The sequence below is a fragment of the Vibrio rotiferianus CAIM 577 = LMG 21460 genome (genome assembly GCF_002741985.1).
Taxonomy (GTDB): domain Bacteria; phylum Pseudomonadota; class Gammaproteobacteria; order Enterobacterales; family Vibrionaceae; genus Vibrio; species Vibrio rotiferianus.
In genome coordinates this window covers 92,506-115,210 of the sequence record NZ_APHW01000108.1, presented here as the reverse complement: position 1 = coordinate 115,210, position 22,705 = coordinate 92,506, and the positions used below count along the sequence as shown (strand labels likewise).

The following is a 22,705-nucleotide window of genomic DNA, read 5'->3' as shown; positions in this document are numbered from 1 at the left end:
CACGGAAAGATTGATTCATGATTAAAAATATCCTTTTACTATGCGGTGGCGGCTCTTCTGAGCATGAGATTTCATTACTGTCAGCAAATTTCGTTGAGCAGCAATTAAACCTTATTGATGATGTAAGCGTTACACGTGTAGAAATCAAAAACGAAGGTTGGGTGACGAACCAAGGTGAGTTGGTTTATTTAGACCTCAACACCAAAAAGCTGTGTTCTGAAGATCAAAACTTAGACATCGACTTCATTGTTCCTTGTATACACGGTTTTCCCGGCGAAACTGGTGACATCCAATCGATGTTTGAAATCGCAGGTATTCCTTACCTAGGCTGCGGCCCTGAGGCGAGCAGCAATAGCTTCAACAAAATTACTTCGAAGCTATGGTATGACGCAATTGGTATTGCTAACACACCCTATTTGTTCCTCACCCGTAATGATGAGCAGGCTCATGTCCAGGCGCAGCAAGCGTTTGATAAATGGGGCAAAGTATTTGTCAAAGCCGCTCGACAAGGCTCTTCTGTTGGTTGTTACAGCGTCATAAAAGAAGATGACTTGTCCCAAGCTATCAATGATGCATTTGGCTACTCTGACCAAGTTTTGATTGAAAAAGCGGTGAAGCCACGTGAACTTGAAGTTGCGGCCTACGAGATAGATGGTAAATTACGCATCACAAAACCCGGGGAAGTAATAGCTCCAGATGGTGCATTCTATTCATACGATGAGAAATACAGTAGTACGAGTCACTCACTGACTGAAGTCGAAGCTAGTAATCTAACTGACGAACAGGTTGAAATTATTCAACAAGCTTCAGAGACGGTCTTTAAGCAAATGAATTTACGCCATTTATCGCGTATTGATTTCTTCTTAACCGAAGAGGGTGAGATTTACTTAAATGAAGTAAATACTTTCCCAGGCATGACTCCAATCTCCATGTTCCCTAAAATGCTACAGAATAACGGCGATGAATTTCATCTATTTCTAGAATCTTGCATTAATCACGCAACTTTCGAAAAATAAGCCACTTTTGCAGTGAACTTTATATTTTAATTATGTGATTTTGGTGACTTTTTGCTTAGTTATTTAGAATAATGTGACTACAAAGTGTTTGCGATTCATTACATAGCATTTATGATTAAATTACCGCAAGAAAAGACGATTCAGTGATATGGCAATTTCAAATTATCGAGGCTTCAATCTTCAGTCCGGCGGACCTGATGGAAGTACATGGAAAGTTAAAATTAAAAATCACGTGCTACAAGGTAACCTAAGTGCTGTAAAGAAGAGCATAGACTGGTGGTGCGACACCGCGTCAATCATTGACCCAAAAGAGTTTGCTTCCCTTGGACAAAAACGAGGTGAAGGTGGAGCTAATCAAGTTGAGAATTTCAACGGTTACTCACTTAAAAATGACACTGGTGAGCCAAATGCTTGGTATTGCATGTTTAATGGCAAGTTAATCAAGGGGTCAAAAACGGCCATACAAAGGCATATTGAAGCTTACTTAGTCGCGAAGCAAAAAGCACTGCAGGCACAGCAACAGAAGAAGTAACAATGACTTTAGTATACTCAACTGAAACCGGAAGAATCAAACAAGAGCCTGAGAAAACCGAACGTCCGAAGGGCGATGGTGTTGTGAGAATCCAGCGTCAAACTAAAGGCAGAAAAGGTAAGGGAGTGTGTATCATTACCGGCCTTGATTTGGAAGATACAGCACTAAAGCTACTAGCAGCAGAGCTGAAAAAGGTTTGTGGTTGTGGTGGCTCAGTTAAGGATGGCAACATTGAGATCCAAGGCGACGCTAGAGATAAAATTAAAGCGCACCTTGAAAAGAAAGGCATGACAGTCAAACTTGCCGGCGGTTAAATACAAAGCCTTCTAGAAATAGAAGGCTTTTTAGTAACCAATAACTGATCTTGAATAGTGGCTGTTCTTCAGTGCTCTTTTCAAGCAAACGGCGATCAACATGCTTAATGACACTACAAAAATAAGCACTGTTAGAAATAGAACTATATCTGCCTGAAGCCCGTTTGCGTGTTGATACAACGGAGTTCGCTTCATTACCGTTAACACCCAAGGGTGTATAAAAAACACACCAAAACTAATTTTTGCTAGAAATGACAGCCACCCAATTTTAAATGGGAAGGCTTCAAGCAGAAAATAAATCCCCACAACTAAACATACCTTTTGAAGATACATTGTATCGATGCCGTTGTAAGTGATTAGCGGCTTAATGTAATTACCTTGATGGCCGATACTTGCATCGTATATAGCGAGAGCGATTGCTAACGATAGAAACAGAAGAGACTTAATTTTTGCATTAGAGGCGAGGGAAGTTCGGTACAAAGATACATACATGCCGATTAGATAATATGGTGTAAAGTAGATTAACATTTGCAACGGGTTGGTATTTTCGTACGAGCGATGAACTAGCATCGACACAAGACTTAAAGTAAATATTATCAATAACTTGTACTTTCTACGTACGACGAGAAACCTATCATGCAATGGTGCCATTGAAAAAAGCATGACCACAAACGGTACATACCAATAGGCTGTAAGCATCCGTCCACTTAAGTAGTATTTACCAATTATAATAAGAGCGTGATCATCAGTATTGAAAATGGTTTTTCCTTCAAATAGCTCCTCACCAGAAAAGAATCCGGCTTTAGAGATGTATAAGAGAAAAATAGCTCCGGTTCCCAATAGCAGATACGGCAGCAAAACGTTTCGAAACTTACTACTCAGGAATTCAATGTATGGCGTTTTCTGTTTGAAGAACACATGGTGATACATGTAGCCAGATATAAATACAAATGCAGCAGTCGCACCATAGATTAGATTCTGGAAGACTAGCCAAGGACCGGAGTCAACCGACATTCCATAAGGCATGCAGTGTACAGCGACGACCAATATAATAGCGATCGCACGAAAATTATCGATTGAAGATATATGGCGTGCCAATACAAGCCCTCCTAAAATCAATAAGTTTATCGGTTCAGGACACGTTGTGTATTAAGCCGTGTAAAAATCAGAAGTAACTCAATCGATAACACTTAGAGCTAATAGGTCTTTTCTAATGATTTCTAGCCAAGGACTGAGAGCGTGACTTGATTAATATAGATCTTAACAATCGTAGATTATTAAGATCTATATTAAGTATTTTATGGTAAATCGCCATTATGTTTAATGACATCGCCAAAAAGCGCAGCATTTTAAAATCTGAACGGGATAGGAGACCAAACTAGAGAAGATTTGGCGTACATGGATAGTTTATTTAACATAACACATATAATGCGCACTTGGTAACTTCTAGGTTTTAAGTATACCAAGATGTAAGTTATTGCCCGATTAAGCTAACACGCAGTTATAAGGTGCTTAACGTAACGCATTGTAAAATTCCATGCGTTACGTTCGCCACTAAGACACGATCTGCATAGCTAACCATACAGCGGTCAACGCTGGTTTTGTTTCACCTTCGATTTCAACAACCACTTCTGTACTAAACACATACTGTCCGGGCTTCCTTTCATCAACGGCTATCAACTTGGCATGCGCCCGAATACGGCTATTCACTTTTACTGGGTGAATAAAACGCACCTTATCGAACCCATAATTGAGACCAAGCCTAGCACCCTCCAAATGGTACCCAAAACTCTCTGCAAAATATGGAAGCATAGACAAAGATAATAAGCCATGCGCAATTGTAGATTTGAACATTGTAGCCCGTGCTTTAGCCGGATCCGTATGGATAAACTGATGGTCTAAGGTACAATCTGCAAATTGATTAATTTGGTCCTGATTCACAACAAACCAATCTGTTGGCTCGATATCAACACCGATATACTTATCGATGTCATTCGTTGAGATTACTTTCATAGCTTCCTTTACGTCGAACTAGATTTTTCTATGGCACCAAGTGTATCAAATGAGCTAACGTCAACTGGAATGACTTCGAGTTGATACTCTAATCATTGAGCATATTACCCAGCGTTAGAATAGAGCTTGGAACTGTGGCAAGAATCAAAGCTAAACCCACGATATATGACTCTCCTCGCCCAAATCTGGATTCCCTAGCACTCCTCAGTATCCTCTTTTACCCAAATAAGTCACAGTGTAACACATAAGTAAAATCAATAGGTGAAACTACATAAGCTGACAATGTAAGCAAATGATCATTTATTGAAAATCTACCTGCACCAATTTCGCCTTAATCCAACTCGGAAAGACGAATTCATCCGTTATTTTCACATCTAAAAATCGGACCAGGCTTGAAAGCCAAATTTGATTGCAAGCACTTACTGCACCCACTAACTCCTATTTGTCTACACTATTTGTCATCTCATAAAGTGACGGCGTCTCTTTTAGATTTCTTCAGAATATTCCACTGCTGAATTCGACAGCGAAATTACACTCTGTAATTTAATTACAAGACTGAGTGGTACTTAGGTGTAAACCAGGCACTTATCTCGCCTTAAGTAATTGTATTTAAAGAAATAACCGAGATTACTAAGCTTTAGGTAGTGTTTTTGCCTATCTATAATAAGTGACAGTTAACTTCTATTGGTAAAGTTTTACCTACTTATTATGGTAGAGTTTTCTTCTCTACTTGAGGGTTATTGTTGTGACGTGGTAACGCATTATTTTGTTAGAAGTAATGCAGCGGTAGGTCGTGAATAGTTAATTTTGCGGTGTGTACGACGGGCATAAAAAAGCAGGGTCTGTGCCCTGCTCTTCGTAATTTCTTAGTCTTGTTTCTTTGCTGCGTATTCTGCTCGAATTTGCTCAGCAACGATCTTAATCGCTTCTGCGGTACTGGTACCCTTTTGCATTAGCTCTTGAATACGTTCTACTGCTTGTTGTTGTTCTTGATGGGACAGAGGTGGTAAATCATCAAACATAAAAAAAGCTCCTCAATGTGAGGTGCTGACTATAACGATTCAGTTAGTAGGTCGCAAGGAAATTAATCGAAGCACCCATTGCATTTTCGTTGGTATATTGAGCCGCGATATCGAGTTCAATCAGATTGAGTGGTGATAATCCGATACCTGCGGTAATCGTTCCATCCTCACTTGAGCGAGCCATGTTTTTCTTATAGCCTCCGCGCAGTGCCATCTGTCTTAAAATGTCGACTTCAAAGCCAGCTCTTAGCATTTGGCTATTATCATCAAATGTTGAAAACTTTTTCTCTTCATTTAAGTCATAATCAACACTTACTGTGAAGTAGTCGGCGACGATACCTGCACCAATTGTATAGAGCGGACGCATGCTGTATTCGTACGAAGCGATTGGATCACCGTTCGGAGCTGTAAATGCTTTAGTCTTAATATCTCGACCCACTAAGTTTTTTGCAGCTAAACCTACACGGAAAGGTCCATAAAACCAGAGAGCACCTGCATCCAAGTTGAAGATGGTGTCAGCAGTCTCATTTTCTCTTAAATCTTTTGTGTCAAACGCGGCAAAGCTACTTGCATAAGAGTATGTATAAATGCGTTGCAGTTTTGGCGTAAAACCAAAAGAAAGATGCTGATTCATGAATGTCGTGTACTTAGCAAGCGAAATACCTGCTTCGGCAACACCGATTGAAACACCACGCACATAACTGTTGTCGAGAGAACTAGCTGGTACCGAAGTGTCGACTTCAGGTGTAACAAAGGATTCAGTATACAGCTTGCCGTAAGCGGTCGCAGAAAGAAACTTGTTTGGAATACCAACCGCCACTACACCGCCTAAGTCAAAGTCCAATTTAGCGTTATCGATGTTATTTAGCGAGTTAACGATTTCAGTGTCGTCGGTGAGTTTGCTAATACGATCAATTTCGTCGATCAATCCATCCTGATCGTCATAACTAATACCAAAGCTTGGTACTATCATGCCGGCGTCATCGTTTCTACGATAGATTGCTGTGAGTGCTGGGTTAAAGAAAGGTGCGGTTAGGTAAGAGGCAGATACTGTACCTACTCCACCCATCGCATCACTGCGAGCTTCGATTGCGTATGTAGCTGCATTGGTTGAAAAAGAAAGGCATGCGCTAGTGACGCTGAGTGCTAATAGTTTGTGTTGAATCTTCATATGGGACTAATTCATTGTGCGTTATGAACTTTGTATCGACCAATATGAAGATTCTTTAGCTATTCTTCTAGGGAAAGATCATAAGTGCGGCTAATAGTTTGAGCTTGCTCAACAATTATGTCCCCTTGCCAACGTCGGCTGTTAATACCAACTGCGAGCACGTACCGATCGTTAGGGATACCTTCTAGCTCAAGAGAGTTAGGGTAATTGGATTCGTAACTCTTTTGCCAAACTTGTTCGTACTGACCATCTACATAATCATAGAGGCCAACATTGAGCTCAGGAAGTGGACAGTGTGGATTTCTCAAGGCACTTTTTTCGACTTTCCAATTCTCTTTTGATGTCCATCGTACATATTGTGAAGAGTTGGAGTCACCCAAGACTATCCATGTTCTAAAAACGCGACCATCAACGGCAACGATAGATAGGTGATACAGGCCAGCTTCGATTTTTCCTGTTAGGTTGTAGCGTTTTAGGTAACGTTTTTCATTCGCAATCGTGTTGGTAACAACGTCTTCTTGGCTTAACGAAGCGTCGGCTGAGATAGACTCATCAACCCAACGTTCAAACATGATGTCATCTAGCTCAGTCACTGCCCTAAGTTTTATAACCAAGCGGTAAGTATCGCGGCCAGGGCTCTGAATGGTTTGGCGAATGATATTAACGCCACTAATCCATTCAGGTAACGTAACCGTAGATAGTGATTTGCCACAATCCTTAGTAAGAGATTGTGCTAACAGGTCATTTAAATGGGGGGGGTAATAGCCTTATTCGGTTCTGACTGCCAAAGTTCCACTAGAGAAAGAAACATATCTGGCAAGTTATCTTCCAATAGATGTTGGTGGGCTTGGCTTAAAGGCGTGTTAGACGAAAACCAGTCCATACCATGGACTGGTTTCATCAAAGTTGCCGCTAATAATATTGGCAGGACTAACTTCATCGTTACGCTTTCATTTTGTAGCCAACGCCACGCAACGTTTCAATTTCAAGACCAGGCAGCTTTTGGCGAAGCTGTAGCACGTGTGTGTCTACAGTACGCGTCGTTGGGAAATGGTTGTAACCCCAAACGTGGTCAAGTAGCTCGTCACGCGTAAATACACGGCCTAGGTTTGAAGCTAGGAACAACAATAAATCAAACTCAGTACGGGTTAAGGTGATAAGTTCGCCTTTAAAAAGAACCTCACGTGTTGCACGATCGATTTCAAGCTCGTTTGTAATAACTTTGTCCGCATTGCCCTGTTCTGCTGAATCAGGAGCACGAAGCTGAGCTCTAATACGAGCAAACAGTTCTGCTTCAGCAAAAGGTTTTGTTAGGTAGTCGTTTGCACCTGAGTCCAGTCCTGCAACTTTGTCTTTCACAGTAACTAATGCGGTTAATAGAATAACCGGGACATCTTTAATTTTCTTCCACTCTGGCAGAGATTCTACTGAATCACCATCCGGTAGTTGGCGATCTAGAATCACTAAATCAGCCTTTTTCCATTGTGGTTCTACATCTGAAATACGCTCCACATGCAAACACTCATACCCTGCTTGTTCAAGGCTCACAAGTAGGCCATCAGCAAGGTTTTTATCATCTTCAACGAGAAGCAGAGTCTGTTTCACAAGGTATCTCCAGTATAAATGTTGTAGGTGGACCTATCAGAGACATTTTGCCTCCCATACGTCCCATCATAGATTCGACAATAGTTAATCCCAATCCTAGGCCACTCTTACTTACAAATGGTTTTCTTAAGTGAGCCCAGTCTTTAGATGAAAGTTTCCCTTCATCGATGACACGAATAACTAATTTTTGAGCACTGGTTTCAACATCAAGTCTTACCGGTGCTTCACCATATTTAATTGCGTTTCTCAACAAGTTATCGATACAAGTACCTAGCCAGTATACGTTAATTTTGGCCGAGATATCCTGGTTGATAACAAATTGAATGGATTCGTTAAATTCTTCTTCAATCTTAAACTCTAACCACTCTTGAACAGAAGGAACCCATTCTGTTGCAAGCGGTTGGTTGTCCGATTGCAAGTAATCTTTACTTGCTTCAGCTAACTGCCTTAAGCGTCTTGTATCCTCACACAAACGACGAAACTCGTCGTATACACTTTCAGGAAGACGTTCAAACTCACGCCTAAACCCCTCTACTGTTAACGATAATGAGGCGATTGGAGTTCTAAGCTCATGAGTCAAAATCTGTAAAACAAGCATTCTGCTACGTAGCTCTTGTCGCTTGCTATTCCAGCGATAGACAGCCCAACCGATAACAAGAAATATGTTGGCAATCACCAGGATGATCATGCTGATCCGCAGCACTTGCGAATGATCTTCTACATCCCAACATATATTGCCGCGTTTAACGAAGCAGCTTTTGGTTTGACTCGCTAATTTAAAAGAGAGTCCTGCGTTGGCAACGTTTTCCTGCCAGACTGACTTCGGAAATACGAAGTAGTGATCTCCTCTTCTAAGCCAAAGCTCGTTTTGTTCGATAAACATGCTCGCACCTGCGATTAAAGCGTTTATCGCGTCATCGTTCATACTCTTTAGGCTTGCGAGTAATTCATCGCCTTGCACATTCTTGCGTTCTTTAATGTGCATGTATTGCGCAAGTTTATCTTGGAGCTCTGGATACTTATCAACATACCGAGCGGCATAACTACCGCCTCCGGGATGGATAAGCCCACTTCTAGAAAACCATCTTGGAGTCAGTTGCGTACCTTTACAGATAGCTCTCGTAAACACCAAAGGTTCGGTGATTAAGGGGCTCAAAGGTAGCTTACCACGGCAAGTGTTCGCTAATTGGTACAGCTGCTGTATATCCTTCAACGGGTAATCAGCAGTTTGAGGCAACATTGAATCCGGCGACAATAGCTTAGTCGGATAATTGGATTGCAAAACCCGTATGTCGTACGATTTCTCGGCCAATTGGTAGTTAAACAACTCGGTAAAAGTGTCTATTCTTTCTGGCAGTGAGTCTGCCTTCACGATTGGTGCTGCAGCTAGTATTGCGACACTAAGTAATAAACGTTTAATCAAACTGTAACCGTTGTTCGTTCCATTGCTAGAAACTATACATCATCCAAATTAAAGTTGTCATCGATACAAGTAAAGGTTTTGCATTTCTATTACATTGAATGTACAAAAAAAAGACCAGCATACGCTGGTCTTTTCAATTAATGGCAATTCCAAATTACAAAGCTTTGAAGATTGCTTCGACACTTTCTTTTGCATCACCAAACAACATTGATGTGTTTTCTTTGAAGAATAGTGGGTTTTGAACGCCAGCATAACCAGTATTCATTGAACGCTTGAATACAATGACATTTTGCGCGTTCCAAACTTCTAATACAGGCATGCCCGCAATTGGACTGTTCGGGTCGTCAAGCGCTGCTGGGTTTACAGTATCGTTCGCACCAATAACCAGAACCGTATCAGTCTCAGAGAAGTCATCGTTGATCTCGTCCATCTCTAGTACGATATCGTAAGGTACTTTTGCTTCTGCCAGTAGAACGTTCATGTGACCTGGCAGACGACCAGCTACAGGGTGAATACCAAAGCGCACTTCAATACCCTGATTACGTAGTGTTTCAGTAATTTCATGCACTGGGTACTGTGCCTGAGCTACTGCCATACCGTATCCCGGAGTGATGATCACTGATTTTGAGTTCTTCAGCATTTCAGCAACTTCTTCTGCTGATGTTTCGCGGTGCTCGCCCTGCTCTTCATCACTTGAGATCACAACTTCTTGACCGAAGCCGCCAGCGATAACGCTGATGAACGATCGGTTCATTGCTTTACACATGATGTACGAAAGGATCGCACCTGAAGAACCAACTAGTGCACCTGTTACGATCAATAGGTCGTTTGCTAGCATGAAACCTGCTGCTGCTGCTGCCCAACCTGAGTATGAGTTCAGCATTGAAACCACAACCGGCATATCTGCACCACCGATCGATGCTACTAAGTGGTAACCAAACGCGAATGCAATCAACGTCATTACAATCAATGCGAACATGCTGCCGTCCGCTTTTACGAAGTAAATCATAAGAAGGGTAGAAACGACGATCGCAGCAAGGTTCATTTTGTGTTTGTGAGGCAAGTTAAGTGGCGAAGAAGAGATCGTGCCACGTAGCTTACCAAACGCTACGACTGAACCAGTGAAGGTTACCGCACCGATGAACACGCCAAGGAATACTTCCACTAGGTGAATCACATGCTCAGCGTGCATACCAGCAAGGTCAGTTGAAACTGGCGCCGGTGGCTCTAGGTAGCTGTTGTAACCTACCAATACTGCTGCCATACCTACAAAGCTGTGTAGGATAGCAACCAGTTCCGGCATCTGAGTCATTTCTACTTTCTTAGCGTAGTGGATACCGATGCTACCACCGATAACCATCGCGATGATGACCCAAACAAACCCTTCCGCATTTGGGCTGAAGATCGTCGCAATAAGCGCAATCGCCATACCCGCAATACCGTAGTAGTTACCGTTTCTTGCCGATTCTTGTTTAGAAAGTCCCGCGAGACTTAAGATGAAAAATAGCGCAGCAATGATATATGCCGCTTGTACTAATCCTGCAGACATTGGTCACTCCTATTATTTATCTTTGCGGAACATTTCAAGCATACGTTTGGTCACGGTAAAGCCACCAAAGATATTTATGCTTGCTATGAGTACAGCAATGAATGATAGGAAGGTAACGACACCATTACCCTGACCAATTTGTAGCAACGCACCTACTACAATGATACCTGAAATCGCGTTGGTAACAGACATAAGCGGAGTATGCAGTGCGTGTGTTACGTTCCAAACTACGTAGTAACCTACCACACACGCCAGTACGAATACGGTGAAGTGAGATAGGAACGCTGCCGGAGCAACAGAAGCAACCCATGCAAAGGCACCTAAACCGACAGCGAGCACACCAAACTTCTTCACTGGTGACGTTGGCTCCTCAACTTTAGGTTGAGGTTTAACAGGTTCTTGCGGTTTAGCTTGAGGCTGTGCTGACACCTGAATTGGTGGCGCAGGCCATGTCACTTCGCCTTCTTTTACTACTGTTACGCCACGAAGTACGACGTCTTCGAAGTCGATATTGATGTTGCCATCTTTCTCTTTGCAAAGCAGTTTTAGAAGGTTTACAAGGTTGGTTGCATAAAGCTGAGAAGATTGTGTTGGCAGTCGACCTACCATATCGGTATAACCAACGATTTTGACACCGTTCGCCGTGGTGATTACTTGATCTTTTACCGTGTATTCACAGTTACCACCGTTTGCGGCAGCAAGGTCAACGATCACGCTACCCGCTTTCATGCTATCCACCATTTCTTTGGTGATAAGCGTTGGTGCAGGTTTACCAGGAATCAGTGCCGTTGTGATGATGATATCAACGTCTTTCGCTTGCTCAGCGTATAGCTCAGCCGCTTTTTTGTTGAATTCATCCGACATTTCTTTCGCGTAGCCGTCACCTGAACCTGAATCTTCTTTGAAGTCTACCGTTAGGAACTCTGCGCCCATCGATTCAACTTGCTCTTTTACTTCAGGACGAACGTCAAAAGAGCGAACGATAGCGCCAAGGCTACCAGCAGCGCCGATAGCAGCAAGACCTGCTACACCTGCACCTGCAACCAGTACTTTCGCTGGCGGTACTTTACCTGCTGCGGTAATTTGACCGGTGAAGAATCGACCGAATTCATGAGCGGCTTCAACCACTGCGCGGTAACCGGCAATGTTCGCCATAGAAGAAAGTGCGTCTAATGCTTGCGCACGAGAGATACGAGGAACCGCGTCCATTGCGAGAACGTTAATGTTCTTGCTAGAGAGTTGTTCCATTAACTCTGCATTTTGAGCAGGCCAAATAAAGCTGACTATTGTCGCACCGTCTTGCAGTAATGCGATTTCATCAATGCCATTTTCTTCATCTACGATTGGCGCATTAACTTTAAGAATTAAGCCTGATGTCCATACTTCTTCACTAGAAACAATTTTCGCTCCTGCTGCTTCATAAGCTGCATTGTCGAAACTGGCTAGCACCCCCGCTTGAGATTCGATTGCGACATCGAATCCCAATTTAATTAGCTGCTCAACCGACTTAGGCGATGCAGCTACCCGCGATTCACCCGCGAGTATTTCTCTAGGTACACCGATTTGCAAAACGCATACTCCTTGTATACATATCAATAATTAGTCCCAAAACAGAGCAATGCTCTACTCTAATTCTTTTTTATTTCTATCTGTTCACTACGCAAGAAAACGCAAACGAATGATGGTGTTTGGGGTCACCCATTTGCACTGCCACATCTCGCCTCACAGTCCGTTATTATTCTGTTTTTAGCGAACGTCAATCGTGACTTCAAGTATTTTGTAATAAAAATACTAAATTTCATTACATATAACGTCTAGTAATGAATAATTCTCTACTTCAATCTGAAAAATAACAACGACTGACTTTACTAAGCAGAGGTCTAACCAGATGAGTGCTAACCGCTTATTTAACAAATATTTAAGTAAATAAAAAAAGAGTCATCAGCATATACACTAATGACTCTCTTTTTGATGATTCGTATCAAGTTGGAGTGAATTGTTAATCGAAGATCTTTTCACCCATTTGGTCGATAAACATCTGCGATTTTTTCAACATCAACTCGTTAGCATCTTGTTCTGAACCCAACAAGTCAGACCGAATGAAACGGTGTGACTTCCCCTTCGAAAGCTTTTTCAATGCGGCCTGCAATACGATATTGGCCTCCTTCTGAAATGCTTTCTTGGTAGATTAGATAGCCTTTGTATTCGACAGGCTCAACAGTTTTTACCTCAGCAGACTTTTGACTGCCACCAAACAAGCGTGAAAAAAATCCCACGACTCCTCCTTGGTTTTTCTCTGCGTCTCTTACAATAGTCAGAGACAAACTAGAATTACTTAATATTGATGTTGAGGATTGGTTTTTCGAACCAATCCAGCTCTTGTTCTTCATCATAACTGGTGTGGGTCAATATGACCGGAACTTCGTGGTCGCGATTCTCACGTCGGTCCTCACGAATCATAGCAGCTGCATTTTCAACGGCCACATCGACACTTAGCTTAAACTGAGTCAGCTTGCTTTCAGGTAACGCCGACAAGAAGTCGATATCATGACGGATGTAGACAGGCTTTAGCTGGATCAATGCGAGACACGCGATATCAGCTAATTGTTCGTTATCGAATTGCTCAACATAGACGTCTGAAGCTAACACCTGGCCAACTAATGTTTCCATATAATTGTGTACGTCTGAACTGATTTGCATCAACTTTCTCCTTTAGGCAACAGACCTAAAGTATAGCAGTCGATAAAGCCCTGCAACTCATTGATTGGTCTAAATTTAGTCAACCTCTCCATTTTTGTGTTAATACGTCCTAAAATACTTGGAAAATCCGCAAATAAACGTATTCTTGTTAGTTTCGAGTCTGTGATAATTAATACCTAATTTAAAGCATTAAACAAGATTCATAATTTATTTGAATAACATACGATTAAGATAAGGTTTTGAACTGTAGATGGTTTCATCTTTAATGACCTCTCCCGCTTTTCGCTTTCTGTTCCCACTCCTGTTACTGGGAGCTGTCAGCTTGGGCATGGATAATATTATTGAAATGACCAGAGCGAACTGGGGCATAGCATCAAACCTACCTTATATCTTACTTAGCTGTGCGTTGATCATGTGCTACTCGTTCAAACAAGGGCGAGAGTCTATGGTGTGCATTAGCATGATTTTTGCCTATTTCATTATTCAAACTCGGTTGCAAGTTCCGTTGCACGTTGGCACAACGTTGCTTGAACTGGCCATTTTGACATGCCTGTTACCTGTCTCTTTTTTAGCTGTATTTTTATTTAGTAAAGAAGGGTTCAACTCAAAGTCGACCGCAGCGTACGTCTTTATGCTGTTTATGTTTTCTTTTTGGTCTTACATCACGCTTATTTATTATGTCGAGGGTGGGTTTGATGAATGGACTGCGGGTTCTTTGTTTATCGTACCGAGTGTGTCGAAGTTACCCTTTGTTTTAGTGCTGTATTGCTTTGCTCTTGCTTGCTTCCTAGGAATCCTTGTTCTCAAAAAAATAGAATCATTCACGCGATCACCTATTCAGCCATGGTGTTAGCAACTGCAACTTTTGTGTTTTTTGATGTTCAGTACATATCTAGTACCATGTTTACTCTGTCTGGACTCTTGATCATCATCTATTCTACCTCTGCGAGCCATCAACTTGCGTTTACCGATAGCTTAACGCTGATTCCAAGTCGCCGAGCTTTAGATCTCGACCTGAAACACACCGGACGAAAGTTCACAATTGCAATGCTGGATGTTGACCATTTTAAAAAGTTCAACGACACCTATGGCCATGACACAGGTGACGACGTGTTAAAAATGGTAGCAGCTCGATTGGGCAAAACGCAGGGTGGTGCCAAGGTTTACCGATTCGGCGGAGAAGAGTTTACCATCGTCTTTAAGGGTAAATTCGCAGAAGACTGTGAAGAATTTATTGAAGAAACTCGTGAGTCCATTGCACAGTATGAAATGGTACTACGAGATCAAGACGGCCGCCCTGACGATCATAAAGAAGGTAAAAAGCAACGTGGCAAGGCGTCCGAAAAAAGAGGTGTGGTAAGTGTAACAGCAAGCTTTGGTGTCGCTGATAGCCGCAGTGCCCGCAACCCCTCAGATGTCATTAAGCTCGCAGATGAGGCCCTTTATAAAGCCAAAAAAGCTGGGCGAAATTGCGTTAAATTCTGCCGTACTTAATGGCCTTTTTCAAAATGAGTGATGATACTCAACCTAATTACACCTGATTGAAAAACATAACCAAGCTGCCACCCTTAAAAGCACTACCATAGTTTAGACTCATGCCCACTCCCATGTTGATAACAAATGGAATTTTAATTGGTGGTGTCATTAGCCACCCCATACTAGCCTCATAGTAATGATCTGTATTGAGAGGCCTTTTCGTATCCCCTCCGATATCAACACGATTAAAACTAGTGTAGAAAGATTGAACCATGTTTTGCCAAATCGCTAAGCGATAAAAAACCTTTACCCCATTCACCCAATACCAACCCTCTGGGTTAATCAAAGTATCACCGTTACCAAGGTTTGCTCCAAATCCATTGAAGTAGTGCGGAGAAGACCATAGATACCATTGCTCAAAATGCCCATAAGGGCTATATCTTAGCGTTGCATTGAGCTCTGCCACCATCGCTAATGAACTGGTATTAACGTAAACACCATCTATTTGGCTTTGGTAATCTTCAAGCGCATTGCTTTGATAGCGATAATCATTTTGGTAGTACATTAGGTGTGTGCCTGCTGCACCACTCAAAATGAAGCTGCGGTTTAAATATGCTTCTTGCTCGACTTCTAAATATCCACCCAAGATTAATTCATCCAGATCATCAGGCTTAGTTGCATCCAATGCATATACCTCCTGGTTACCGCTAAGCAGGTATCCACGTCCATTGACTTTAGTTTGATATGGTGAATACCGATTACGGCCAACTGGAACACTAAACGGTAGCGACATCACTGAAAGCTTCTTACGGAGCTCTACAGATTCACTGCTACCCAACAGGTCTTCATCTAGGTTTAGATATTCATTAGGATCAAAATTTGAAAAACCGAAAGTAAACACATCGCTATCGGAAAGTACGATACTTGCCGCATAGTTATAATCGAATTCTTTCTCAAGTTGCTTTTGGATGGAGCTGGAGTGAGATGAAGTTGAAGCGAAAATCATCGCTAAGTAAACCAACTTACGCATGAGTCTTTAATATTTACAAGAGTCATCCGATGACTAAGGTTATGTGCTTATGTTCCTATAAGCCGAAATGGGGCGCGATTTTGGCTCGAATATGTGATTAATGCAATGGTTTTCTTTGCGTATTTATTACTCTTGATTGAAGAACAATACTAAACTCCCTCCCCTTAGCGCACTGCCATAATTCACAGTGATTCCAAGGCCAATATTATCTATCCAGTCAGACTTAAATGGCGGCGTCATTAACCACCCAACACTTGCTTCATAATAGTGTGAGGTATTCATTGGTCTGCTTGTGTCTCCTCCCACATCAACGCGATTAAAACTCGTATAGATAGACTGAACGGTGCGGCCAACTTTGGTAAAGTCATAGAAGAGTTTTACGCCATTTACCCAATACCATCCTTCTGGATTGCCAATATCACCGTTATTGCCGTCGCCCCAGCCTGTACCATAAAAATAATGTGGTGAAGACCAAACATACCACTTGCCCCAGTTTACGGTGTCTTTGTATTTCAGCTCGGCGTTGATCTCTCCAATCAAAGCCCATGCATCGGTATTAAGATAGATGCCTTCTAGGTATGGCTTAAGCTCATCAAGAGCATCACTACGATATTCATACCGGTTACGATAATACATGAGATGCGCGCCAGCAGCTGCACTGAACGTTATATGATCAGTTAGCTTATTTTTGCGCTCTACCTCGCTGTATGCGCCAAGAATCCACTCTTTATTTCTGTCTGGAGCTTTACTTTCGTTCAAATGAACGTCTTGGTCGATGCCCAAGACATAGAGGCGCACTGAGTAAGAGATTCATCGTCATCAGTGAGGGATAGATGATAAGGGAGTGTAGAAAGCGCAACCTGCTTTCTTAAATCAACGGAGTCTTGAGTCCCAATATCTTCATTGTCGATATTGAGATATTTATTTGGATCAAAGTCATGAAAGCCAAGGTTAAATACATCGCTATCAGACAACACAATGCCTATTGCAAAATTACGCTCAAATTCCTTTTGTAATGTGTGTTGTACTGGGCTAGCGTGAGAAATGGTCGAAATTAGTGACAACGTCACCACAAAATACTTCATTATTTGTCTAACTTAACTTGCGTTTACCACTGTGTACGTATTTCTACCGCGAGATTTTGAAGTATATAGCGCTCGGTCCGCTGTTGCGTAGAGATCGGCAACATTTTCCTTACCCGTGGCCTGGAAAACAAACACCCCTTGTGACACGGTCACGAACGGTTCAACACTCGAATACTCATGCTTATACTCTAAGCACTGTATTGCTTTATGAATACGCTCGGCTTCTTTTTCTGCTCCGTTAGCATCCGTACCACCAAGTAAAATGACAAACTCTTCGCCACCATATCTACCTACATATTCTCCCGAGCGGCTGAATGTCGCTTTTAGTTGATTTGCTAACGCTTGAAGGCAGCGGTCACCTTCAATATGGCCATAGTTATCGTTAAAAGGCTTGAAAAAGTCTACATCTAACAGGATAAGCGCCATAGATTCACCACGCCTCCCATGCCAAGCCACCATATCCGTTAGTTGCTGGTCTATATAGCGTCTGTTATAAAGCTTAGTAAGCCCATCTTCGTTTGCTTGCTGCTGTAAGAGCTCGTTAACTGTCTCTAGCTGCGCCGTGGTCTGCTTTAGCTCTCTTCTCATATGAGCAATGCGCTGCATTGCGATAAGCTTTGAATTAAGGACAATCTTGTCTACGGGCTTAATCAGGTAATCATCCCCCCCCGGCATCAATTGCTTTTGCAATCATTTCAGGTTCTTCGTGACTACTTAAAAATATGATTGGGATCCAATCTGGAAAGGCTTCTCTGATATGAAGCGAGACTTCAAAACCATTCATGCCTGGCATGGCAATATCAAGAAGGATTAGCTCTGGGTCAAAGCCTTCATATTCATTCAGAGCTTCGAGACCGCTTCCTACGGCTTTAACAACGTGTCCGAGCTGTTTTAACCTAATCGCCAACTGCATTCTATCAAGTTGTACATCATCAACGAGTAGAATGCGCATCGATGTTCCTAGTGGCTGCATACCATGGTCCATTTCTAGTTGTTTATTAAACGTATACCATATGAAAGTGGTATGTGCATTACTACCCTCACTAATCTGCGAGATTTTTGCGGCTTTATCACGTAATCAAGAGGTCGTTATGGTAGCTATTTGATGAATTTGGTATTAATATTCCCGCCTTTTGTAACGAGAGACACACCATGTCAGAAGCAACTAACAACGAAAGCAAAAAAATCGATCTAGAAACCATTTCTCCTGAACTACGCAAAGTTATTGAATTTGACGAAGTACCTGAGCAAATGTTCGAGATGGTTACCTCTATCCATGAAGTGTCTGAAGAAGCTGTGCGTGCATCTTGGGATGAAATGCCAGCAAGTGCACAAAACATTCTGGACAACTTTGAGCAATTCCACGCTCTAGTGACTGTAGGTCAAGCATTTGCAGGTCTAAATGTAATGGAAGAGTTCCCGACTCTAAATCTGCCAGAAAACATGACAGACGAAGACAAAGAAGAATACCGTTCTCAACTGTTAGACAATGTCCTACACAACTGTGTAAAAGACATGGTTAAGCAGCTTAAGAAAGCGCGTCGTGACCCTCTTCTTAAGCGTGAATTCAAAGAAGTATTCGAAAAGTAATTTCAATACTGACTTTAAAGTAAAGGCCGCAGATGCGGCCTTTTTTATGTACATAATTCGCGAAATTTAATGATGTGCTAATGCTATATCTCGTTGCGTGACACTCACACCTTTTACTTGTGCATAAACCGCATCACCAACTTTCAGGCACAGATCATCCAACGCCCAAGGTGTAATGGTTGCCCACAAATGACAACCCTCATCTAACTTGAGTGATACTGTGATACTCTGCTTGTCTTCACCGGTATTAAGTTCTTCTATAGATGCGACGGTCGCTGTTAACACGTTACGTATCGATGTAGATACAGGTTTCTCTAACGCGATAGATACGTCGTTTGCACGCACTTGAAGCCGAATTGGTGTATCTGGCTCTCCATCGACTTTTTGAACCCACAAACAAGCGCTCGGTGCGAGCTTTACGCACGTCAGCGCGTATTTCTCGTGGTGCATCGCGATCTTTCCTTCGAATAAGCTACTGTGGTCTGAGAATGACTGCCAAGGACGCATGGCATGAGATGCCCACACATCCTCTAACTTACCAGACATCATGATTCGACCCTTATCGAGAATTGACAGATGCTGCGCTAAACGAAGAATCTCTTGCAAACTATGCGTGACATAGACGATTGGAATATTGACCTGTTCAGATAACTCTTCCAAAAATGGCATCACTTCTCGCTTACGGGGCATATCCAACGAAGCCAAAGGTTCATCCATCAATAGCAGATTAGGTTTCGAAAGAAGCGCTCTCGCGATTGCTACACGCTGTTTCTCCCCACCGGATAAAGAAATTGGAAAGCGTTTAAGTAGAGGCCTAATCGCGAGCAGTTCTGTCACTTTGTCGAAGTAATCATCATCTTTTTCAACTACGCCGTAGAGTAAGTTGCCTTTCACGGAGTAATGCGGAAACAAGCGAGAGTCTTGGAATACATAGCCAATCTTGCGCTTGTGTGTTGGTAAATTAATTCCGGTATTACTATCGAAAAGAACGTGTTCACCAATCAACACTTTACCTTGCTTGGGCGTCACCAACCCGCTGATAACGTTAATTAGTGTGGTCTTCCCGGCACCAGAACGGCCAAACAATGCGCTTATCCCGTTACCCGGTAACGAAAGATCGATATCAAAATTTGTTTCACCAAGTGATTGTTTAAATTGAATTTCTATACTCATCGTTTAGCTCCCAGTCTCGCTGCAGCTTTGCGATTTAACCATTCTGATATCATTAATGTCGAGAGAGCCAAAGCAATGGAAATGATGCATAAGCGCGCGGCTTCCATCTCTGCTCCCGGCGTTTCGATAAAGTTGTACATCGCCAAAGGAATGGTTTGGGTCTCGCCGGGAATGTTAGAAACAAAACTGATTGTAGCGCCAAATTCGCCTAAACTGCGAGCGAAAGAAAGCATCGTACCTGTGATAATACCTGGGATCGTTAAAGGCAAAGTGATAGTAAGGAAGACCTTTAAAGGTGATGCACCTAGTGTCGATGCGGCATGTTCGAGCTTAGGATCAACGTTATCTAAGCTGAGGCGAACTGAACGCACCATCAAAGGCAACGCGACAACAATACACGCGACAACAGCCCCTTTCCAGTTGAAGCTAAACACCAATCCAAAGTGCTCATAAAGCCAGCTACCAATTACCCCTTGTCGGCCTAATGAGATCAGCAATAGGTAACCAATCACCACGGGCGGCAATACCAATGGTAGGTGAATTAAGCTATCGAGAATGGATTTACCGATAAACTCTTTTCGAGAAAGTAGCCAAGCCAGAGCAATGCCCAGTGGTATTAACCAAACGACGGCATAGGCGCCAACTTTTAGGCTTAGTATTAAGGCTTGGTATTCAAGTTCTGTCACTCTGTGCCCTTTTTATTGAAAGCCGTATTGCACAAAAACTTGTTTAGCATCGTCAGATTTCAAATATTCAAAAAACTGCTTAGATTGTGTCGAGTATTTAACAATGGCCGCTGGGTAAACAATATCCGCGTGTGAGTCATTCGCAAACTCGCCGACCACTTTTACTTTTTTTGTTAAAAGCGCATCGGTTTTGTACACAACACCAAGCGGTGCCTCACCACGCTCAACTAATGCTAATGCAAGACGAACATTTTTCGCTGGCGCCACTTGTCGCTCAATCTGCTTCCAAACACCAAAGTGAGTAAGAGATTCTCGAGCATACATACCAGCAGGCACCGAGACAGGGTTGCCAAGCGCAAGGCGATTGCCATCTAATGCTTGGCTCCATGCATTGCCATCTGAGAAGTTAAAAGGAGTAACACTTGAAGCTAGTGGTGCAATAAGAACGAGGCTGTTGCGCACCAAATCAGTGACACCGTCACTCTCAATTGCGTTTGATTTTACTAAGTAGTTCATCCATTTAGTGTTCGCAGAAATGAACACATCAGCTGGTGCGCCATTTAGGATTTGGCGAGCAATAGATGACGAGCCTCCGTAAACGGGAGTGACTTTCACATCATATTGCTGTTCAAATTTTTGTGCGATATCGTCAATCGCGTTAGTCATAGACGAAGCCGCGTAAACTTTAATATCGGTCGCTGCGTTTGCTGCTGATGAAACGCTCAATATTGCCGCTAGGCAAGCATGAATCTTCCATGCTTTCATAAAAACACTCCGGTGCTAGACTGGCAGAAAAAGAAATTGTGGAACAATGCGCCCACTTTTATTTATGCTTCAAACAGTTAAAAACTGGTTTTATTTGAACAGAAAGTCAAGATTCATATGTTGTTCTATCGCATCTGCAATGCGATTAATGCCTTGTTCCTTTAACTCTTCAAAGTCTTGTTGTTTGATTTGAGTCCCGTTTACCCATTCAGCCACAAGGCTTAAAACGTCGGCCTCATCAAAGAACCCGTGAAGGTATGTTCCCATTACTTGGCCACACTCACTTATCGCGCCCTCTGCTTCGCCAGAACTCAATGTCAGAGGTTGAGCGCCCTGCACTTCACTTCGACCAACATGAATTTCGTAGCCTTTCACATCTACAGTTTTACCGTTTAGGCAAATCTGCGCTTGTGTATGCGTTAATTGTTTGCTGTTGGTTAGAATCGTATTGACGTCTAACAACCCTAACCCTTCACTTTGGCCAGGGGTGCCTTCCACACCATTGGGATCGTCAATAATCTTACCAAGCATTTGGTAGCCACCACAGATACCAATGACTTTTCCGCCAAGTCGGATATGGCGTTGAATGTCTTTATCCCAGCCTTGGCTACGCAGATAATCCAAATCGTCGCGAACTGACTTAGTGCCCGGCAAGATAACCAAGTCGGCTTTGTCGATTTTTTCGCCTTTACCAATGTAGCGAAGGTTAATGTCTGGATTAAGACGCAACACATCAAAATCGGTATGATTACTGATGCGTGTTAATACGGGCACCACAACATTGAGTTTAACGTGTGAAGATAGCTCTTGCTGAGCCGTAATGGCGTCTTCTGCCTCTAGGTTCAATCCGTGAAGATACGGCAATACACCGAGTACAGGCTTGCCGGTTTTATCTTCTAGCCAATCAAGACCAGATTCAAGCAAGCTGATATCGCCACGGAAACGGTTTATTACGAAGCCTTTAACGCGAGCTTGTTCTGATTCGGATAGTAATGCTAGCGTTCCGTACAGATGGGCAAATACACCACCACGGTCAATATCCGCAATAATAATGACTGGAACGTCGGCTTCTTCAGCAAAGCCCATGTTAGCGATGTCATTTTCTCTTAAATTGATTTCTGCTGGGCTGCCAGCACCTTCAATCATAATCGATTCGTATTCGTCCGTCAGTTGTGCAAATGAATCCAGCACCGTTCCCATTGCAACTTTCTTATAATCATGAAACCCGACTGCGTCCATATTCGACAATGCTTTGCCTTGTAAGATGATCTGAGCACCTGTGTCGCTGTTAGGCTTAATTAGCACAGGATTCATGTGAACCGTAGGCTCAACGTTGCAAGCTTGCGCCTGAACGGCTTGAGCACGCCCAATTTCTCCCCCATCTTTGGTAACTGCACTATTCAGAGCCATATTCTGTGGCTTGAATGGGGCAACTTTTACCCCTCGCCTTGCCAACACACGGCATAACCCTGCCACAAGGACACTTTTTCCGGCATCTGAAGTTGTGCCTTGAACCATTAATGATGGGATTGGTGATTTCATGAACGCTTAATAA

18 protein-coding genes and 5 pseudogenes are annotated in these 22,705 nt (G+C 42.6%); 5 read left to right on the top strand and 18 right to left on the bottom strand.

The features are described from left to right. The first annotated feature begins 17 nt into the window (after positions 1 to 17). The 3 genes from B853_RS22885 (at position 18) to yciH (ending at position 1,862) form a co-directional block, all read left to right on the top strand. Positions 18 to 1,016 carry a D-alanine--D-alanine ligase gene (locus B853_RS22885; protein ID WP_038883084.1) on the top strand — a complete coding sequence of 333 codons (999 nt, stop codon included), beginning with the start codon at positions 18 to 20 and terminating at the stop codon, positions 1,014 to 1,016. Positions 1,017 to 1,164: 148 nt separating this feature from the next. Continuing rightward, positions 1,165 to 1,548 carry a DUF3319 domain-containing protein gene (locus tag B853_RS22880; protein WP_038883086.1) on the top strand — a complete coding sequence of 128 codons (384 nt, stop codon included), beginning with the start codon at positions 1,165 to 1,167 and terminating at the stop codon, positions 1,546 to 1,548. Positions 1,549 to 1,550: 2 nt separating this feature from the next. Further along, on the top strand, positions 1,551 to 1,862 hold the full coding sequence (gene yciH / locus B853_RS22875; protein WP_038883089.1) for a stress response translation initiation inhibitor YciH: 312 nt from the start codon (positions 1,551 to 1,553) through the stop codon (positions 1,860 to 1,862). 30 nt (positions 1,863 to 1,892) lie between these two features. Here yciH and B853_RS22870 read toward each other — a convergent pair whose 3' ends face one another. The 11 genes and pseudogenes from B853_RS22870 to B853_RS22820 form a co-directional block, all read right to left on the bottom strand. Further along, the gene (locus B853_RS22870; RefSeq protein ID WP_038883090.1) at positions 1,893 to 2,960 is read right to left on the bottom strand and encodes an acyltransferase family protein; all 1,068 of its coding nucleotides are present in this window, start codon (positions 2,958 to 2,960) and stop codon (positions 1,893 to 1,895) included. Between the two features lie 456 nt (positions 2,961 to 3,416). Next, positions 3,417 to 3,875 (bottom strand): MaoC family dehydratase, encoded by a 459-nt coding sequence (locus B853_RS22865; RefSeq protein ID WP_038883092.1) that lies wholly within the window; start codon positions 3,873 to 3,875, stop codon positions 3,417 to 3,419. A gap of 866 nt (positions 3,876 to 4,741) precedes the next feature. After that, positions 4,742 to 4,897: a YoaH family protein gene (locus B853_RS22860; RefSeq protein ID WP_005427041.1), complete on the bottom strand. Its 156-nt coding sequence runs from the start codon at positions 4,895 to 4,897 to the stop codon at positions 4,742 to 4,744. A 43-nt stretch (positions 4,898 to 4,940) separates the two neighbouring features. Next, on the bottom strand, positions 4,941 to 6,068 hold the full coding sequence (locus tag B853_RS22855; RefSeq protein ID WP_038883094.1) for a conjugal transfer protein TraF: 1,128 nt from the start codon (positions 6,066 to 6,068) through the stop codon (positions 4,941 to 4,943). A 59-nt stretch (positions 6,069 to 6,127) separates the two neighbouring features. Continuing rightward, positions 6,128 to 7,008, bottom strand: a pseudogene (locus tag B853_RS22850) (DUF2861 family protein). A gap of 2 nt (positions 7,009 to 7,010) precedes the next feature. Next, positions 7,011 to 7,673, bottom strand: a complete 663-nt coding sequence (vxrB, locus tag B853_RS22845; RefSeq protein ID WP_038883097.1) for a response regulator transcription factor VxrB — start codon at positions 7,671 to 7,673, stop codon at positions 7,011 to 7,013. Further along, complete coding sequence (gene vxrA / locus B853_RS22840; protein ID WP_038883099.1) at positions 7,648 to 9,096, bottom strand: sensor histidine kinase VxrA; 1,449 nt, start codon at positions 9,094 to 9,096, stop codon at positions 7,648 to 7,650. Before vxrA ends, vxrB begins: the two co-directional genes overlap by 26 nt. Before the next feature lie 154 nt (positions 9,097 to 9,250). Then, positions 9,251 to 10,645 (bottom strand): Re/Si-specific NAD(P)(+) transhydrogenase subunit beta, encoded by a 1,395-nt coding sequence (gene pntB / locus B853_RS22835; protein WP_010451772.1) that lies wholly within the window; start codon positions 10,643 to 10,645, stop codon positions 9,251 to 9,253. Positions 10,646 to 10,657: 12 nt separating this feature from the next. Beyond that, positions 10,658 to 12,214: a Re/Si-specific NAD(P)(+) transhydrogenase subunit alpha gene (locus B853_RS22830; RefSeq protein ID WP_038883101.1), complete on the bottom strand. Its 1,557-nt coding sequence runs from the start codon at positions 12,212 to 12,214 to the stop codon at positions 10,658 to 10,660. Between the two features lie 430 nt (positions 12,215 to 12,644). After that, positions 12,645 to 12,921 (bottom strand): annotated as a pseudogene (locus tag B853_RS22825) (HlyU domain-containing protein). Between the two features lie 55 nt (positions 12,922 to 12,976). Next, a complete protein-coding gene (locus B853_RS22820) occupies positions 12,977 to 13,345 on the bottom strand; it encodes a late competence development ComFB family protein (RefSeq protein ID WP_010451766.1) in 369 nt (122 codons plus the stop codon). Positions 13,346 to 13,595: 250 nt separating this feature from the next. Here B853_RS22820 and B853_RS22815 point away from each other — a divergent pair. After that, positions 13,596 to 14,839, top strand: a pseudogene (locus B853_RS22815) (GGDEF domain-containing protein). Between the two features lie 37 nt (positions 14,840 to 14,876). Here B853_RS22815 and B853_RS22810 read toward each other — a convergent pair. The 3 genes and pseudogenes from B853_RS22810 to B853_RS22800 form a co-directional block, all read right to left on the bottom strand. Next, positions 14,877 to 15,851, bottom strand: a complete 975-nt coding sequence (locus B853_RS22810; RefSeq protein WP_038883102.1) for a Solitary outer membrane autotransporter beta-barrel domain — start codon at positions 15,849 to 15,851, stop codon at positions 14,877 to 14,879. A gap of 126 nt (positions 15,852 to 15,977) precedes the next feature. Then, a pseudogene (locus B853_RS22805) lies at positions 15,978 to 16,936 on the bottom strand (Solitary outer membrane autotransporter beta-barrel domain). Positions 16,937 to 16,948: 12 nt separating this feature from the next. After that, a pseudogene (locus B853_RS22800) lies at positions 16,949 to 17,909 on the bottom strand (GGDEF domain-containing response regulator). Positions 17,910 to 18,088: 179 nt separating this feature from the next. Between B853_RS22800 and B853_RS22795 the strand changes: the two are divergent. Continuing rightward, positions 18,089 to 18,526 carry a DUF3069 domain-containing protein gene (locus tag B853_RS22795; protein ID WP_010451758.1) on the top strand — a complete coding sequence of 146 codons (438 nt, stop codon included), beginning with the start codon at positions 18,089 to 18,091 and terminating at the stop codon, positions 18,524 to 18,526. Between the two features lie 66 nt (positions 18,527 to 18,592). Here the strand turns inward: B853_RS22795 and modC are convergent, their stop codons facing one another. The 4 genes from modC to B853_RS22775 form a co-directional block, all read right to left on the bottom strand. After that, positions 18,593 to 19,699 carry a molybdenum ABC transporter ATP-binding protein ModC gene (gene modC, locus B853_RS22790; RefSeq protein ID WP_038883106.1) on the bottom strand — a complete coding sequence of 369 codons (1,107 nt, stop codon included), beginning with the start codon at positions 19,697 to 19,699 and terminating at the stop codon, positions 18,593 to 18,595. Next, positions 19,696 to 20,385, bottom strand: a complete 690-nt coding sequence (gene modB, locus B853_RS22785; protein ID WP_038883107.1) for a molybdate ABC transporter permease subunit — start codon at positions 20,383 to 20,385, stop codon at positions 19,696 to 19,698. The genes modC and modB overlap by 4 nt, the downstream gene beginning before the upstream one ends. 12 nt (positions 20,386 to 20,397) lie before the next feature. Beyond that, on the bottom strand, positions 20,398 to 21,150 hold the full coding sequence (modA, locus tag B853_RS22780; RefSeq protein ID WP_038883109.1) for a molybdate ABC transporter substrate-binding protein: 753 nt from the start codon (positions 21,148 to 21,150) through the stop codon (positions 20,398 to 20,400). Positions 21,151 to 21,240: 90 nt separating this feature from the next. Then, positions 21,241 to 22,692 (bottom strand): cobyric acid synthase, encoded by a 1,452-nt coding sequence (locus tag B853_RS22775; protein ID WP_038883112.1) that lies wholly within the window; start codon positions 22,690 to 22,692, stop codon positions 21,241 to 21,243. Between the last annotated feature and the right edge of the window lie 13 nt (positions 22,693 to 22,705).